At 70.4% G+C, this 12,760-nt stretch carries 16 protein-coding genes and 1 tRNA gene; 12 read left to right on the forward strand and 5 right to left on the reverse strand.

What is annotated here, in order from left to right; genetic code table 11:
• Positions 1-16: 16 nt before the first annotated feature.
• Entirely contained in the window at positions 17-898 is an 882-nt protein-coding gene (locus AB0F44_RS18095; RefSeq protein ID WP_357357702.1) for a virginiamycin B lyase, read from the forward strand.
• Positions 899-961: 63 nt separating this feature from the next.
• Here AB0F44_RS18095 and AB0F44_RS18100 read toward each other — a convergent pair.
• A tRNA-His gene (locus AB0F44_RS18100) sits at positions 962-1,037 on the reverse strand.
• 48 nt (positions 1,038-1,085) lie between these two features.
• Entirely contained in the window at positions 1,086-1,733 is a 648-nt protein-coding gene (gene orn / locus AB0F44_RS18105; RefSeq protein ID WP_355018300.1) for an oligoribonuclease, read from the reverse strand.
• Positions 1,734-1,858: 125 nt separating this feature from the next.
• Here orn and AB0F44_RS18110 point away from each other — a divergent pair, with 125 nt between their 5' ends.
• The 4 genes from AB0F44_RS18110 to AB0F44_RS18125 all read left to right on the forward strand — a co-directional run bounded on the left by AB0F44_RS18110 (position 1,859) and on the right by AB0F44_RS18125 (position 5,340).
• The gene (locus tag AB0F44_RS18110; protein WP_357357704.1) at positions 1,859-2,617 is read left to right on the forward strand and encodes a thioredoxin domain-containing protein; all 759 of its coding nucleotides are present in this window, start codon (positions 1,859-1,861) and stop codon (positions 2,615-2,617) included.
• A gap of 130 nt (positions 2,618-2,747) precedes the next feature.
• Positions 2,748-3,509, forward strand: a complete 762-nt coding sequence (locus tag AB0F44_RS18115; protein WP_357357705.1) for an FkbM family methyltransferase — start codon at positions 2,748-2,750, stop codon at positions 3,507-3,509.
• Positions 3,510-3,518: 9 nt separating this feature from the next.
• On the forward strand, positions 3,519-3,935 hold the full coding sequence (locus AB0F44_RS18120; protein WP_357357707.1) for a limonene-1,2-epoxide hydrolase family protein: 417 nt from the start codon (positions 3,519-3,521) through the stop codon (positions 3,933-3,935).
• Positions 3,936-4,014: 79 nt separating this feature from the next.
• Positions 4,015-5,340 carry a hypothetical protein gene (locus tag AB0F44_RS18125; protein ID WP_357357709.1) on the forward strand — a complete coding sequence of 442 codons (1,326 nt, stop codon included), beginning with the start codon at positions 4,015-4,017 and terminating at the stop codon, positions 5,338-5,340.
• A gap of 6 nt (positions 5,341-5,346) precedes the next feature.
• Here AB0F44_RS18125 and AB0F44_RS18130 read toward each other — a convergent pair whose 3' ends face one another.
• The gene (locus AB0F44_RS18130; RefSeq protein WP_357357711.1) at positions 5,347-5,928 is read right to left on the reverse strand and encodes a dihydrofolate reductase family protein; all 582 of its coding nucleotides are present in this window, start codon (positions 5,926-5,928) and stop codon (positions 5,347-5,349) included.
• Between the two features lie 81 nt (positions 5,929-6,009).
• On the opposite strand from AB0F44_RS18130, the gene AB0F44_RS18135 reads away from it, so the two are divergent.
• The 3 genes from AB0F44_RS18135 to AB0F44_RS18145 are packed head-to-tail and all read left to right on the forward strand — an operon-like array spanning position 6,010 to position 8,081.
• On the forward strand, positions 6,010-6,456 hold the full coding sequence (locus AB0F44_RS18135; RefSeq protein ID WP_357357713.1) for a group II truncated hemoglobin: 447 nt from the start codon (positions 6,010-6,012) through the stop codon (positions 6,454-6,456).
• Between the two features lie 9 nt (positions 6,457-6,465).
• A complete protein-coding gene (locus AB0F44_RS18140) occupies positions 6,466-7,539 on the forward strand; it encodes a nitronate monooxygenase (RefSeq protein ID WP_357357715.1) in 1,074 nt (357 codons plus the stop codon).
• Between the two features lie 23 nt (positions 7,540-7,562).
• Positions 7,563-8,081 carry a DUF664 domain-containing protein gene (locus AB0F44_RS18145; protein ID WP_357357717.1) on the forward strand — a complete coding sequence of 173 codons (519 nt, stop codon included), beginning with the start codon at positions 7,563-7,565 and terminating at the stop codon, positions 8,079-8,081.
• Between the two features lie 13 nt (positions 8,082-8,094).
• Here the strand turns inward: AB0F44_RS18145 and AB0F44_RS18150 are convergent, their stop codons facing one another.
• On the reverse strand, positions 8,095-8,748 hold the full coding sequence (locus AB0F44_RS18150) for an NAD(P)H-binding protein (protein ID WP_357357719.1): 654 nt from the start codon (positions 8,746-8,748) through the stop codon (positions 8,095-8,097).
• 134 nt (positions 8,749-8,882) lie between these two features.
• Between AB0F44_RS18150 and AB0F44_RS18155 the strand changes: the two genes are divergently transcribed.
• From AB0F44_RS18155 to AB0F44_RS18165, 3 genes are read left to right on the forward strand one after another with little or no spacing between them, the layout of a single operon-like run.
• The gene (locus AB0F44_RS18155; protein WP_357357721.1) at positions 8,883-9,290 is read left to right on the forward strand and encodes a DUF6069 family protein; all 408 of its coding nucleotides are present in this window, start codon (positions 8,883-8,885) and stop codon (positions 9,288-9,290) included.
• Between the two features lie 10 nt (positions 9,291-9,300).
• Positions 9,301-10,365 (forward strand): histidine kinase, encoded by a 1,065-nt coding sequence (locus AB0F44_RS18160; RefSeq protein WP_357357723.1) that lies wholly within the window; start codon positions 9,301-9,303, stop codon positions 10,363-10,365.
• Positions 10,362-10,970: a response regulator transcription factor gene (locus tag AB0F44_RS18165; RefSeq protein ID WP_357357725.1), complete on the forward strand. Its 609-nt coding sequence runs from the start codon at positions 10,362-10,364 to the stop codon at positions 10,968-10,970. Before AB0F44_RS18160 ends, AB0F44_RS18165 begins: the two co-directional genes overlap by 4 nt.
• 7 nt (positions 10,971-10,977) lie before the next feature.
• Here the strand turns inward: AB0F44_RS18165 and AB0F44_RS18170 are convergent, their stop codons facing one another.
• On the reverse strand, positions 10,978-11,430 hold the full coding sequence (locus AB0F44_RS18170; protein WP_357357727.1) for a MarR family transcriptional regulator: 453 nt from the start codon (positions 11,428-11,430) through the stop codon (positions 10,978-10,980).
• Positions 11,431-11,570: 140 nt separating this feature from the next.
• Here AB0F44_RS18170 and AB0F44_RS18175 point away from each other — a divergent pair, with 140 nt between their 5' ends.
• A complete protein-coding gene (locus tag AB0F44_RS18175) occupies positions 11,571-12,749 on the forward strand; it encodes an MFS transporter (protein WP_357357729.1) in 1,179 nt (392 codons plus the stop codon).
• Positions 12,750-12,760 lie beyond the last annotated feature (11 nt).

Genomic DNA, 12,760 nt, shown 5'->3' on the forward strand with positions numbered 1-12,760 from the left:
ACGGAGAAGGGCCTCTATGACACCCGAACAGCCGGGCCGCATCACCGAACATCCAGTGCCGGGCCGTGGCCCGTACGCCGTCGCCGTAGGTCCGGACGATGCGCTCTGGTTCACCCTGGAGGGCAGTGGTGAGATCGGCCGCCTCGTCCCGGGAGGGTCTCCGGCCACGTTCCAGCTGGCGGCCGACTGCGGCCCGACGATCATCGCGCCCGGGCCGGACGGTGTGCTCTGGTTCACCGAGTATCGCGCCCACCGGATCGGCCGGATCACGGTCGACGGCGCGGTGCGCGAGCATGCGCTGCGGGAGTGTGGGCCGTACGGGATCGCAGCCGGTCCCGACGGTGCGCTGTGGTTCACCGAGACCACGACGGACTCCATCGGACGCATCACCACCGACGGCACGGTCACCGAGTTCCCGCTCCCGATCACCGAGGCGTTCCCGTCGGCGATCGTGGGCGGCCCGGACGAGGCGTTGTGGTTCACGATGAACCGGGCCAACGCGATCGGCCGGATCGACCTGCACGGCGAGGTGACCGTGCACGAGCTCCCCACTCCCGACGCGGCACCGGTCGGGATCACTCTCGGCCCCGACGGCGCGCTGTGGTTCGTCGAGATCGCGGCGGGCCAGGTCGGGCGCATCACTGTGGACGGGAAGATCACCGAGCATCCCTTGCCTGACCGCGGCGCGCGCCCGCACGCCATCGTCGCCGGCGCCGATGAGCTCTGGTTCTCCGAGTGGGGCGGCAACCGGGTCGGGTCGATCACCACGGCCGGCGTGATCGAGTCGGTCGCGCTGCCGACCCCGAACTCCGAGCCTCATGGGCTCACCATCGGGTCGGACGGTGCGCTCTGGGTCGCGCTCGAGCACGGTGCGCTGGCTCGCGTCACGCTCAAATAGATGAAGGGCGAGGTTCAAACCTCCAGAGGTTGTCCCTCTGGTGGAGGTTTGAACCTCGCCATATGGGGTGAGCGACGGGGCTTGAACCCGCGACCCTCGCGACCACAACGCGATGCTCTACCAGCTGAGCTACGCCCACCATCGGCTCGAACAGCGCATGTTCGAGCCAGCAAGAATCATAGGGGAATCAGACCGGATCTGTGGAATCGGGGGTGGCCGCAGGGTCGCCGAGGCCGGTGATCGAGGCTCCGTGCCGACCGGCGATCTCCTTCGCCACCTCGGAGTCCGGTCCGGGCATCGGCACGAAGACCGCCTCGCGGTAGTAGCGAAGCTCCTCGATCGACTCCTGGATGTCGGCCAACGCGCGGTGGTTGCCGCGCTTGGGGGGAGCCGAGAAGTAGGCCCGCGGGAACCAGCGACGCGACAGCTCCTTGATCGAGGAGACGTCGACGTTGCGGTAGTGGAGGAAGCCCTCCAGCTCGGGCATGTCGCGGGCGAGGAAGTTGCGGTCGGTGGCCACCGTGTTGCCGCCGAGCGGAGGCCGGGAGTCCTTGCCACAGTGCTCCCAGACGTACGCCAGGACCTGCTCCTCCGCCTCGCGCATCGGCACACCGTTCTCGAGCTCGACCAGCAGGCCGGACTTGGTGTGCATGTCGCGTACGAAGTCGTCCATCTGCTCCAGCGCCTCGGCCGGGGGCTTGATGATGATGTCGACCCCGTCGCCGAGCACGTTGAGATCGAAGTCGGTGACGAGGGCTGCCACCTCGATGAGCGCATCGTGCTCGAGGGACAGCCCGGTCATCTCGCAGTCGATCCAGACCAGACGTTCGTTCAGTGAAGCCACCGGAGCACCATAACGCTGCTGCTCAACGGCTTCGCGGAGGGTTAGGAGACGATGTGATAACGGTTCCCATGGCGTGGTTTCAGCATGCGCTCAGGAGACCGACCTATGTTGGCTCCATGAGCACGGATTCAGCCAGCAGCCACTCGCGCAAGGAGAAGCGTGAGGCACGCGCTGCCAAGGCCGCCGCGGAGCTGGAGGCTCTGCGCAAGAAGCAGGCCCGCAAGTCGATCCTCACCGTCGCGGCTGTCGTCGTCGCCATCGCGGTGATCATCGGTGGCCTCGTCTGGTTCAGCCTGAACCGGTCCGGGGACAGCGAGGTCACCGCGGTCGAGGCCGGCAGCAGCGAGCACGGCCTGGTGATCGGTCCCGACGACGCGCCTCACAAGGTCGTCATCTACGAGGACTTCCTGTGCCCCTACTGCGCTGAGTTCGAGGCCGCCTCCCGCGACGATCTCGCCGAGCTGGCCGCCGACGGCAAGGTCCAGGTCGACTACCGCCCGTTCGTGCTCCTCGACCAGGTCGGCCCCTACTCCGAGCTCGCCACCTCGGCCTTCGCGGTAGTCCAGGAGGAGTCCGGCGACGAGGTCGCCAAGACCTTCCACGACCTGCTCTTCGAGAACCAGCCCAGCGAGTCCGGCCCGTTCCCCGACGCTGCCGATCTCGTCGACCTCGCCGTCGAGGCCGGCGCCGAGGAGTCCGCAGTCAAGGACCGCATCGAGAACCTCGACGGCAAGGCCTGGGCCGACGCCGCCACCAAGGCCGCCGCCGACGACGGCGTCCAGGGCACCCCGACCGTCCTGCTCGACGGAGAGCAGTTCCAGGACGGCAACACCGTCCAGGAGTACGCGGACAACCTGGTCGAGCAGATCTCCTGACCCTGGCTCGGGCTGCGTGCGGCCTGATCCGCGTCGCCCCAGGTTCGGCTGGCGTTTCCGTAGGCACTTTAGGGTTCGGCGACAGCCAATGGCGGCTGGGCCGGAAGATCCCTAGGTGAAGGTGCTCGAGATGGCGTACGCGACAACCGAAGACGGGCATCGGATCTATGTGAAGCCGACGGATCCGCGGGCCCTGGGCTTGATCGCCAACAAGGGCCGGATCATCCGTGGTTCGCTCGAGCTGTGGCGGTTGGCGCTCGGGCTGCACGAGTGGCGGACCGTGATCGACATCGGCGTGAACTACGGCGAGATGCTCGTCGGGGTGGAGATCCCCGAGGGGGTGGAGCTGATCGGGTTCGAGCCGAACACCTCGCTGCACAAGGTCCTGCGCAAGACCCTCGAGACCCGTGGGATCGCGATCGACCTGCGCGCGCAGGCCGTCGCCGACAAGCCCGGCGCCGCGCGGTTCGCGGTCGACCGGACCTGGTCGGGGACGTCGTCGCTGTACGACGAGCGCCATGACGGCTCTGCCCGCTGGCAGCTCCGCGACGTCCAGGTCACCACTCTCGACGAGGTGCTCGGCGGCTCGGGGCGGCCGTTCTGCGTGAAGGTGGATGTCGAGGGCTTCGAGCGCGAGGTGGTCGACGGCGCGGCGCGGTCGCTGGCCGATACTGCCCACTGGGCGCTGATGCTCGAGATCGAGCACATGGACCGTGGCTACCTCGCCGAGCTGGCCAGGACGCGCGACGTGTTCGTGAAGGAGAAGGACTCGACCTCGCTGCGGCGGGTCCCGGGCGGACGCGTCGCCGTCGAGGAGCTTCTCGACGATCCGGCGCTGCACCGGCAGGACTGTCTGGTCCTGAGCCCGGCGCTGGCCGCTGAACAGCGATAACGTGGCGGCATGACCGAGATCCAGATCGTCGAGCAGTTCCTGGCCGCGCTCGAGACCGGTGAGGTCGACGCTGCGCTGGCGCTGTGCGCCGACGACGTCACCTACCAGAACGTGCCTCTTCCGCCCGCCCGTGGCCTGTCCGAGGTCGGGCGCCAGCTTCGCATCATGGGGAAGTACGCGACCGGCTTCGAGGTCCGGATGATCAACATCGCCGCCAACGGCCCGGTGGTGCTCACCGAACGCATCGACGTGCTCAGCCGCGGCTCGGTCTCCGCCGAGTTCTGGGTGTGCGGGACCTTCGAGGTGCGCGACGGCAAGATCGTGCTCTGGCGCGACTACTTCGACTGGACGACCTTCATCGCGGCAGGCATCAAGGGCGTCGGCCAGGCGGCGTTCGGCGCGATCCGGAAGGCCGTCGGCCGCTGAACTCCTTGTGCAGAATGCACGAGGCACATCGTGCACTGTTCTTGTGACGCCAGTCACAACGAGCCCTACTCTCAAAGACATGCCTCGTGTGTCAGCCGCTCTCCTCGCCCTGCTCCTGACCGCTTCCGCTCTGGTCGCCTCGTCCGGCACGGCGCTAGCCGACCCCGAACCACCCGGTGACCAGCCGCTTCCCGGCTACACGATCAACAACCCGCCGGTGGCGCCGATCGCCGTCGGCGGCCAGGCGACCACGGTGCGCCAGGGCGTGCACGAGCACGCCGCGTACATCCTCGAGGTGCCGGCCGACTGGAACGGCGAGCTGGTGATGTGGGCCCACGGCTACCGCGGGCTCAGCTACACGCTGACGCCCGAGACCCCGGGGTTCGGGCTGCGGCGTACGTTCCTCGAGCAGGGCTACGCCTGGGCGGCGTCGAGCTACTCGACCAACGGCTACGACGTGGGTGCCGGGGTGCGATCGACGCGGGACCTGGCGACGTACGCCTCCGAGCTGCTGCCGCGCAAGGCGAGCCGCACCTATGTGACCGGGGTGTCGATGGGCGGGCACGTGATCGGGCGCTCGCTGGAGCAGTATCCGGGCTTCTACGACGGCGCGCTGCCGATGTGCGGGCAGCTGGGGGATGTGGAGCTCTTCGACTTCTTCGTCGACTACAACCTCGGTGCGCAGGCGCTCGCGGGGCACGACGCCTACCCCTACACGAAGGACTACCAGAGCGTCGACGTCCCGGTGATCAAGGAGCGGCTCGGGCTCGGCGGCACCTTGACCCCGGAGGGCGAGCAGCTGCGGGCGATGACGATCGAGCGCAGCGGTGGCCCGCGCCCGGGCGCGGTGGCGGCCTTCGGGCAGTGGAAGGACTTCCTCTTCACGCTGCCGTCGGTGGACGACGGTGGCACGCTCGGCTTCAACATCGGCCGGGTGGCGACCAACCAGGACACCGTCTACACGCCGAGCTCGCCGGTCGACCTGAACACCGAGATCGAGCGGGCGGAGCCCACCGACCTGGCCGGGCGCTACAGCCACCGGCTCAACGCCCCGTCGCGTATCTCCGGCCGACCGACCGCCCCGGTGGTGAGCCTGCACAACCTCGGCGACATGTTCGTGCCGTTCTCGCTGGAGCAGATCTACGCGCGTGAGGTGGCCCGCCACCACCGCGACGGTCTGGTCGTGCAGCGGGCGATCCGCTCCGCGGGGCACTGCGAGTTCAGCCCCGCCGAGGCCTCGGCCGCTTGGGGCGACCTCGTCGACTGGGTCGAGGACGGCGACCGCCCGGCCGGCGACGACGTGCTCGACCGAGCAGCCGTCGCCGCGCCCGACTACGGCTGCGCGTTCACCGATCCCACGGCGTACGGGACCGGGTCGCGTCGTCTCTACGCGCGGTGCCCCTGACCGCGGTCAGCGGACTACGTCGTAGACGAGCTTGATGATGCCGTTGGCGTAGGTCTCCGACTCGACCAGCTCGAGCCGCTGCTTGTCCTTGTCGGTCTCGCTCCACATCGACTTCCCGGCGCCGAGGACGACAGGGAAGACGAGCAGGTGGTAGCGGTCGATCAGGCCAGCGTCGGAGAGGTTGCGGGCGAGCTCGGCGCTGCCGGCGATCAGGATCGGGCCGCCGTCACCCTGCTTGAGTTTCTCGACCTCGTCGAACGACCTCAGGATGGTCTGCGGGCCCCAGCCCTCGACCAGGGCGTCGTCGCCGAGGGAGGTCGAGACGACGTACTTGGGGATCTCCTTGACAACCGTGAAGTCCTCGATGTCAGGCCAGATCGGAGCGAACGCCTCGTAGCTGCGCCGGCCGAACATCATCGCGCCGGCCTCCTCCATCTCGCTGCCCTTGATCGCGTAGGCCTCCGGCAGGAACTCGATGTCCTTGTAGGTCCAGCCGCCGCTGCGGTGCTGCTCGTATTCGGAGCCGCCGCCGGGGGAGTCGACGACGCCGTCGATGGACACGAAAGCGGAGTAGATGAGTGTGCGCATGGGGCCGATCCTGCCGTGCGGTTCCCCATACCGCCACAAGTATTTCGTTGCGCATCTCGGTGCCGCACGTGATGGTGAGGCATGACCTTGTACGAGGACCTCGGCGGCGAGCCCGCGCTGCGCCGGCTGAGCGACGCGTTCTACGAGAGGGTGCTGGCCGACGAGCTCCTCGCGCCGGTCTTCGCGAGCTTCACGCCCACCCATGTCGAGCGGGTGGCGATCTGGCTGGGCGAGATCTTCGGTGGCCCGGCCGACTTCACCGCCAGGCTCGGCGGCCATCAGGCCCTCCTCAACGTCCACCTCGGCCTCGGGATCCGTGAGGAGCACCGGCAGCGCTGGCTCGAGCTCATGCAGGCCGCGATCGAGGAGGTCTTGGCTGACCGGCCGGACCTGCACAAGACGCTGATGGCCTACTTCGACTGGGGCACCGCGATCGCCAAGGACGTCTCGCAGGAGCCGCCGGGGACCGACCTCGGCGACCCCGGTCCGACGCCCCGTTGGGGCCGCGACGGACTGGTGAAGGACTAGCCTGGCCGGGTGACCGCTCGACGACGTGCTCAGGAGTTCTGTGAGGCGTACGGCCTCTCGATGCCGATCCTTCAGGCGCCGATGGCGGGTGCCTGTCCGCCCGCGGCGGCGGCCGCGGTCGCCGATGCCGGAGGGATGGGCGCGGCGGGGGTGGTGCTCGACTCGCCGGAGCGGATCGCTGAGTGGGCCGCTGAGTTCCGGTCGCTGTCGGCGGGGCCGCTCCAGCTGAACATCTGGATCCCCGACCCGCCCGTTGACGACCCCGCCAGGATCTCGGCGGCGGAGGAGTTCCTGGGCCGATTCGGTACGCCGGGCCCCGAGCAGCCGCCCGCGCCGTCGTTCGAGGAGCAGTGCGAGGCGATGCTCGCCGCCCGGCCGAGGGCCGTCTCCTCGATCATGGGGCTCTTCTCGCCGGAGTACGTCGACCGCCTGCACGAGGCCGGGATCGCCTGGTTCGCGTGCGCCACGACCCTGACCGAGGCGTTGGCCGCCCAGGAGGCCGGTGCCGACGCCATCGTCGCGCAGGGTCTCGAGGCCGGCGGACACCGAGGGGTCTTCGCGCCGGAGACGGCGGAGCGTACGTCCGTGGGGCTCTTCGCGCTGTTGCCACACATCGTCGACGGGGTCGACCTGCCGGTCATCGCCACCGGCGCGATCGCCGACGGGCGTGCCGTCGCCGCCGCGCTGACCCTCGGCGCGAGCGCCGTGCAGGTCGGCACCGCGCTGCTGCGGTCGCCGGAGACCGCGATCGCCGACGCCTGGGCGGCCTCGCTCGACGGCCTCGCGCCCGAGGACACTGTCGCCACCCGCGCCTACTCCGGCCGCCTCGGCCGCGCCGCCCCGACGCCTTATGTGCGCTCCTGGGACGCGCCGGGTGCGCCTTCGCCCGCGCCCTACCCGCACCAGCGCCGGCTGGTCGCCAGGTGGCGCAAGGGAACGCTCGACCCCGCCGCAGAGGCGCCTCTGGACCGGGCCAACCACTGGGCCGGCCAGGCCGCGGCGCGCGCCGTCGCCGAGCCGGCCGCCGACATCGTGACCCGGATGTGGAGCGAGGCGCAGAGCCACCTGCCGGACACGGTCTAGAGCGACGGTGTAGAACGGAAGGCATGAGCGAAACCTGGCCCCAGCGACTGCTCGCGGACGGCTTCGGCCGGATCGCGGAGACCCTTCCTGAGATCATCGACGGGCTCTCTGTCGACGACCTGCTGTGGCGACCGTACGAGCGCGCCAACTCGATCGCCTGGATCCTGTGGCACATCGCCCGGATGGAGGATGCCCAGATCGCCCCGCTCGCCGGCGCCGACGAGGTGTGGGCGCGCGAAGGCTGGGTGGAGCGGTTCGCGCTGCCGTACGCGCCCGGCGCGATGGGCTACGGGCAGAGCGCCGAGGACGTCGCGGCGTTCCGGCTCGAGGACCCGAAGCTGCTGACCGGCTACTACCAGGCGGTCCACGAGGTCACGATCGAGCTGGTCGACTCGTTGAGCGAGGACGACCTCGCCCGCGTCATCGACGAGCGCTGGGACCCGCCGGTCACTCTCGCGGTGCGACTGGTCAGTGTCGTCGACGACGCCGCCCAGCACATCGGCCAGGCGGCGTACGTGAAGGGTTTGCTGGGGCTCCGCTGAGTCAGCGCCCGGGTCAGAGGACGGCGGCGATGGCCTCGTCGATCGTGGCGTCGCCGGAGACCAGCTCCCACTGCTTGCCGACGGTGGCGTCGTCGTCGATCACGGCGGCGATGACCGCGGCAACGTCGGCACGCGGGATGGTGTGGCGGTCGAGCTTCTCGGCCAGCTTCACCCGCCCGGTCGGAGCGTCGTCGGTGAGGCCGCCGGGACGCAGGATGGTCCAGGCGAGGTCGCTGTCGCGCAGGGCGATGTCGGCGTCGCGCTTGGCCTCGACGTACGCCTTCCAGACCTCGCCCGCATCGGCCGGCACCGGCGCGTCGACGCTGATCGCCGAGACCTGCACGAAGCGCTGGATTCCGGCGGCCTTGGCGCCCGCGATCGACTTGGTCGAGCCCTCCAGGTCGACGGTGCGCTTGCGCTCGATGTTGCCGTCAGGGCCACCACCGGCGGCGAAGACCACCGCGTCGCAGCCGGCGAAGGCGGCGGCGAACCCGTCGGCGTCCTGGTTCTCGATGTCGAGCAGGCCCACCTCGGCCCGGAGCGCCTCGAGCTCGGCTCGGTAGCTCTCGCTGCGTACGAGCGCGACCGGGGTGTGGCCCGCGGCCGCGAGGATCGGATGGAGATGCAGGGCGACCTTGCCGTGGCCGCCGACGATGGCGATGCGCATGCCTCCACGATAGGCACATCGACCACTGACAATTGTCACCGTCGGGTCCGGACAATCAGATCTGACGCCCGGATCCCTCGGAACGCGAGTCTGGAGACGCCACCCACGGTGGGTGGTGGAGAAGGAGGACACGCATGACGACCATGACGAACGAGACCTCGCAGCGCACCCGGGTCGGGTGGCCGTGGATCGCGGGAACGGCGGCCGCGGCAGCCGTGGCGGCGACCGCCGTGTGGCTGCTGTGGACCGCGGCCGGGGGAGTCGAGCTGGAGGTGAAGTCGGTTGCCGGCAGCCAGCAGATCGGGATCGGGTCGGTGATCGTCAGCAGCCTGCTGATCGCGCTCGCCGGCGGGGCGCTGCTGCGGTGGTGGCAGGGCCGCTCCGAGCGCGGGACGACGCGGTGGACGATGCTCGCCGTCGGGATCGCCGTGGTCTCCCTGATCACACCGACCAGCGCGCTCACCGTGGCCGCGGGACTGGGGCTCGCGAGCCTGCACGTAGTCGTGGCCGTTGTGGTCATCGCCGGCCTGCGGCGACGGTAAAGTGACGCGCGTGTCCGGCCTGAGGTGTCACCTTCAGCGCCACGGCGTGGTGCTGGTGTGGCTGCCGGTGCTGCTCCTCTTCCCGCTGCTCAATCTCTCCGGCGACGCGCTGGCGGCCGCCGGCCAGGTGGTCCTGGTGCTGGCCCTCGCTGCGACCGCGGTCGGGCTCGTGGTCACCGGCCGGGCCGCCGTTCTGCTGCCCGTTCTCGTCGCGCTGATCGCGCTCGCCGCGATGCAGGGCGAGGGCTGGCAGACGGTCTGGGGAGTGCTGGCCATCGTCTCCCCGGCGGTCCTGCGCGGCTGGCGTCTGCTGGTGGCGATCGTCGCGGCCACGGTCGGTGTGGCGGTCTCGATCGCGGTGATCGAGGGCATCGGCGACGCCTACCTGCTCAGCGTCGGCGGCACCTTGCTCAGCGGCATCACCACGACCTCCTTCCTCCGCCTCATTGAGGCCGTCGAGCAGCTCCGCCGCACCCGGGAAGAGCTGGCCCGGGCGGCGGTGGCCGAGGAGCGCGCCCGGATGTCACGCGACCTCCACGACCTGCTCGGCCACACGCTGAGCGTGATGGTCGTCAAGGCCGAGGCCGTACGCCGCCTGGCGGCCCTGGACCCTGAGGCAGCGGCCGCGCACGCGGCCGACATCGAGGAGGTCGGACGCGCCGCCCTGGCCGATGTCCGCGTCGCCGTCGACCAGATGAAGACGCTCTCCTTGGCCGACGAGCTCGACGGCGCACGCGGCGCGCTCGACGCCGCCGGGATCCGTACGTCGGTGACCGCTGCCCCGGCCGAGGTGCCCGACATCGCCGGCCAGGCGCTCGCCTGGGTCGTGCGCGAGGGCGCCACGAACGTACTCCGCCACTCCGGGGCGGCCACCTGCCGCTTCGAGCTCACCGAGGACGGCGGCGAGCTCCGGCTCGCCGTGGTCGACGACGGGGTCGGTGGTCCGGCGGACACAGGTGAGAGGTCGGGCGGGCTCGAGGGCCTGCGGCAGCGGTTGCGTGCGGTCGACGGTCGGCTCGACGTACGTCCTGGGGCCGACGGGTTCCGCCTCGAGGCGAGGGTGCCGGCATCGTGATCCGCATCCTGCTCGCCGAGGACCAGGCGATGATGCGCGGCGCGCTCGCCGTGCTGCTCGGGCTCGAGGACGATCTCGAGGTGGTCGCCCAGGTCGGGACCGGCACCGAGATCGTGCCGACGGCGCTCGAGGTACGCCCCGACGTGGCCCTGCTCGACATCGAGCTGCCCGGGATCAGCGGGCTCGACGCCGCGCGCGAGCTGCGCGCGTCAATCCCGGAGTGCCGGGTGATGATCCTGACGACGTTCTCCCGACCCGGCTACGTACGCCAGGCGATGGCCGCGGGTGCCGTCGGCTTCCTGGTCAAGGACGGCCCGGTCGAGGAGCTGGCCGACGCGATCCGCCGGGTGCTCCGCGGCGAGACGGTGCTCGACCCCGGCTTGGCCGCCGCCACGCTCCGTGCCGCCCCGAATCCGCTGACCGCGCGCGAGCGCGACGTGCTCGCGGCCTCCGAGGACGGGTCGAGCATCGCCGACATCGCCGGCCGGCTCTTCCTCTCGCCGAGCACGGTGCGCAACTATCTCTCCGCGGCCATCGGCAAGACCGGCACCCGCAACAAGACCGAGGCGGCCCTCACCGCTCGGCGCAACGGCTGGCTCGCCTGAGACGCGATCAGGCAGGCGCCGGCGACAACGACCCGAGCGCGTGTACGAGCGGCGCGAGCTCGGGGATCTCGGCGGCCTCGTCCAGTGCCGTACGCAGCACCTCGTCGTGCAACGGGCGCGCCTTCTTCAGCAGCGCGCGTCCGGCGGGCGTGAGCTCGGTGTAGATCCCGCGGCGGTCGTCGACGCACAGGATCCGGGTGAGGAGGTCGCGGTTCTCCAGGCGCGTGACCAGGCGGGTCGTGGCCGAGGAGGAGAGGGCCGCCGCGCGGGCCAGCTGCTGCATGCGCATGTGCCAACCGTCCTGGCGGCTGAGCGCGTCGAGGACGGTGAACTCGACGACCGACAGCCCGTGCTCGCGCTGCAGCGCCTTCTCGAGCGCGGCCTCGATCAGGCCGTGCACGGCGGCCAGCGTGCGCCAGCCCTGCGCGCGGATCTCGACGGCGTCGTCTGCGATTCCCATGGGTCCTCCTTCGTGGACGCCTCCAGCATACCCGAGTTGCGCGGATAGTGCGCGCGTGCAACTATAAATACGAAGCGTGTGCAACTACTGCGCACGCGGACTATCGACAGACGCAGCCCGTCCACGTTCAGGAGTCATCCATGCCCGTCGCACTGCTAGCCCTCGCGATCGGAGGGTTCGGCATCGGCCTCACCGAGTTCGTCATCATGGGCCTGCTGCCCGAGGTCTCCACCGACTTCGGGGTCAGCGAGACCACCGCCGGCTACCTCATCTCCGGCTACGCCCTCAGCGTCGCGATCGGCGCCGTCGGCCTGACGCTCCTGCTCACCCGCGTGCCCCGCAAGCTCGCCCTGCTCGGCCTCATGGTGCTGTTCATCCTCGGCAACCTGATCTCCGCGATCTCGCCCGACTACGCCACGATGATGGTCGGCCGGATCGTCGCGGCGCTGTGCCACGGCGCCTTCTTCGGCATCGGCTCCGTCGTGGCCGCCCAGCTGGTCGCCCCGGACCGCAAGGCCCGCGCCATCGCCTTCATGTTCGGCGGCCTCACGCTCGCCAACGTCCTCGGCGTACCTCTCGGCACCCTGCTCGGCCAGGCCGCCGGCTGGCGCTCGACCTTCTGGGCCATCACCGTCATCGGCATCATCGCCTTCATCGGCATCGCCCTTCTGGTCCCGGCCCACACCGGCCGCGATCAGGCTGCCCCGGCCGTACGCACCGAGCTGGCCGCCTTCGCCAGCCCGCAGGTCTGGTTCTCGATCGCCCTGACGGTGCTGGGCTTCGGCGGCATGTTCGGCGGGTTCACCTACATCGCCTTCACCCTGACCGAGGTCAGCGGCTTCTCCGCGGGCGCGGTCCCGTGGCTGCTCGTCCTCTTCGGTGTCGGCCTCTTCTTCGGCAACATCGTGGGCGCCAGGGCCGCCGACCGAGACGTGGTCAAGACCCTCGGTGTGCTCTTGAGCGCGCTGACCGTCATCCTCGCCGCCTTCGCCCTCGTCGCCAGCAGCCAGATCCTGACCATCCTCGCCCTGGTCCTGATGGGCGCGGTCGGCTTCGGCGCGGTGCCGGCCCTGCAGATGCGGGTGATGGGATACGCCGACCAGGCCCCCACCCTCGCCTCCGGCGCGAACATCGGCGCCTTCAACCTCGGCAACGCACTGGGTGCCTGGATCGGCGGCGTGACCCTCGCGGCCGGGTTCGGCTACACCTCGCCGCTGTGGGCGGGCGCCGGAGTCACCGCGCTCGGTCTGCTCGTGCTGCTGGTCGCCGTCCGCGCGCCCGGGGGCGAGCGGCGTACGTCCGTTCCCGTCCCGGCCTGAACCTCACCCCA

Source organism: Nocardioides sp. NPDC023903, assembly GCF_040639295.1.
GTDB lineage: Bacteria > Actinomycetota > Actinomycetes > Propionibacteriales > Nocardioidaceae > Nocardioides.

Bases quoted from the DNA above. Each gene is read 5' to 3' on its own strand.
- AB0F44_RS18095 (WP_357357702.1), top strand. From the start codon at position 17: ATGACACCCGAACAGCCGGGCCGCATCACCGAACATCCAGTGCCGGGC.
- AB0F44_RS18110 (WP_357357704.1), top strand. From the start codon at position 1,859: ATGAGCACGGATTCAGCCAGCAGCCACTCGCGCAAGGAGAAGCGTGAG.
- AB0F44_RS18115 (WP_357357705.1), top strand. From the start codon at position 2,748: ATGGCGTACGCGACAACCGAAGACGGGCATCGGATCTATGTGAAGCCG.
- AB0F44_RS18120 (WP_357357707.1), top strand. From the start codon at position 3,519: ATGACCGAGATCCAGATCGTCGAGCAGTTCCTGGCCGCGCTCGAGACC.
- AB0F44_RS18125 (WP_357357709.1), top strand. From the start codon at position 4,015: ATGCCTCGTGTGTCAGCCGCTCTCCTCGCCCTGCTCCTGACCGCTTCC.
- AB0F44_RS18130 (WP_357357711.1), bottom strand. From the start codon at position 5,928: ATGCGCACACTCATCTACTCCGCTTTCGTGTCCATCGACGGCGTCGTC.
- AB0F44_RS18135 (WP_357357713.1), top strand. From the start codon at position 6,010: ATGACCTTGTACGAGGACCTCGGCGGCGAGCCCGCGCTGCGCCGGCTG.
- AB0F44_RS18145 (WP_357357717.1), top strand. From the start codon at position 7,563: ATGAGCGAAACCTGGCCCCAGCGACTGCTCGCGGACGGCTTCGGCCGG.
- AB0F44_RS18150 (WP_357357719.1), bottom strand. From the start codon at position 8,748: ATGCGCATCGCCATCGTCGGCGGCCACGGCAAGGTCGCCCTGCATCTC.
- AB0F44_RS18155 (WP_357357721.1), top strand. From the start codon at position 8,883: ATGACGACCATGACGAACGAGACCTCGCAGCGCACCCGGGTCGGGTGG.
- AB0F44_RS18170 (WP_357357727.1), bottom strand. From the start codon at position 11,430: ATGGGAATCGCAGACGACGCCGTCGAGATCCGCGCGCAGGGCTGGCGC.
- AB0F44_RS18175 (WP_357357729.1), top strand. From the start codon at position 11,571: ATGCCCGTCGCACTGCTAGCCCTCGCGATCGGAGGGTTCGGCATCGGC.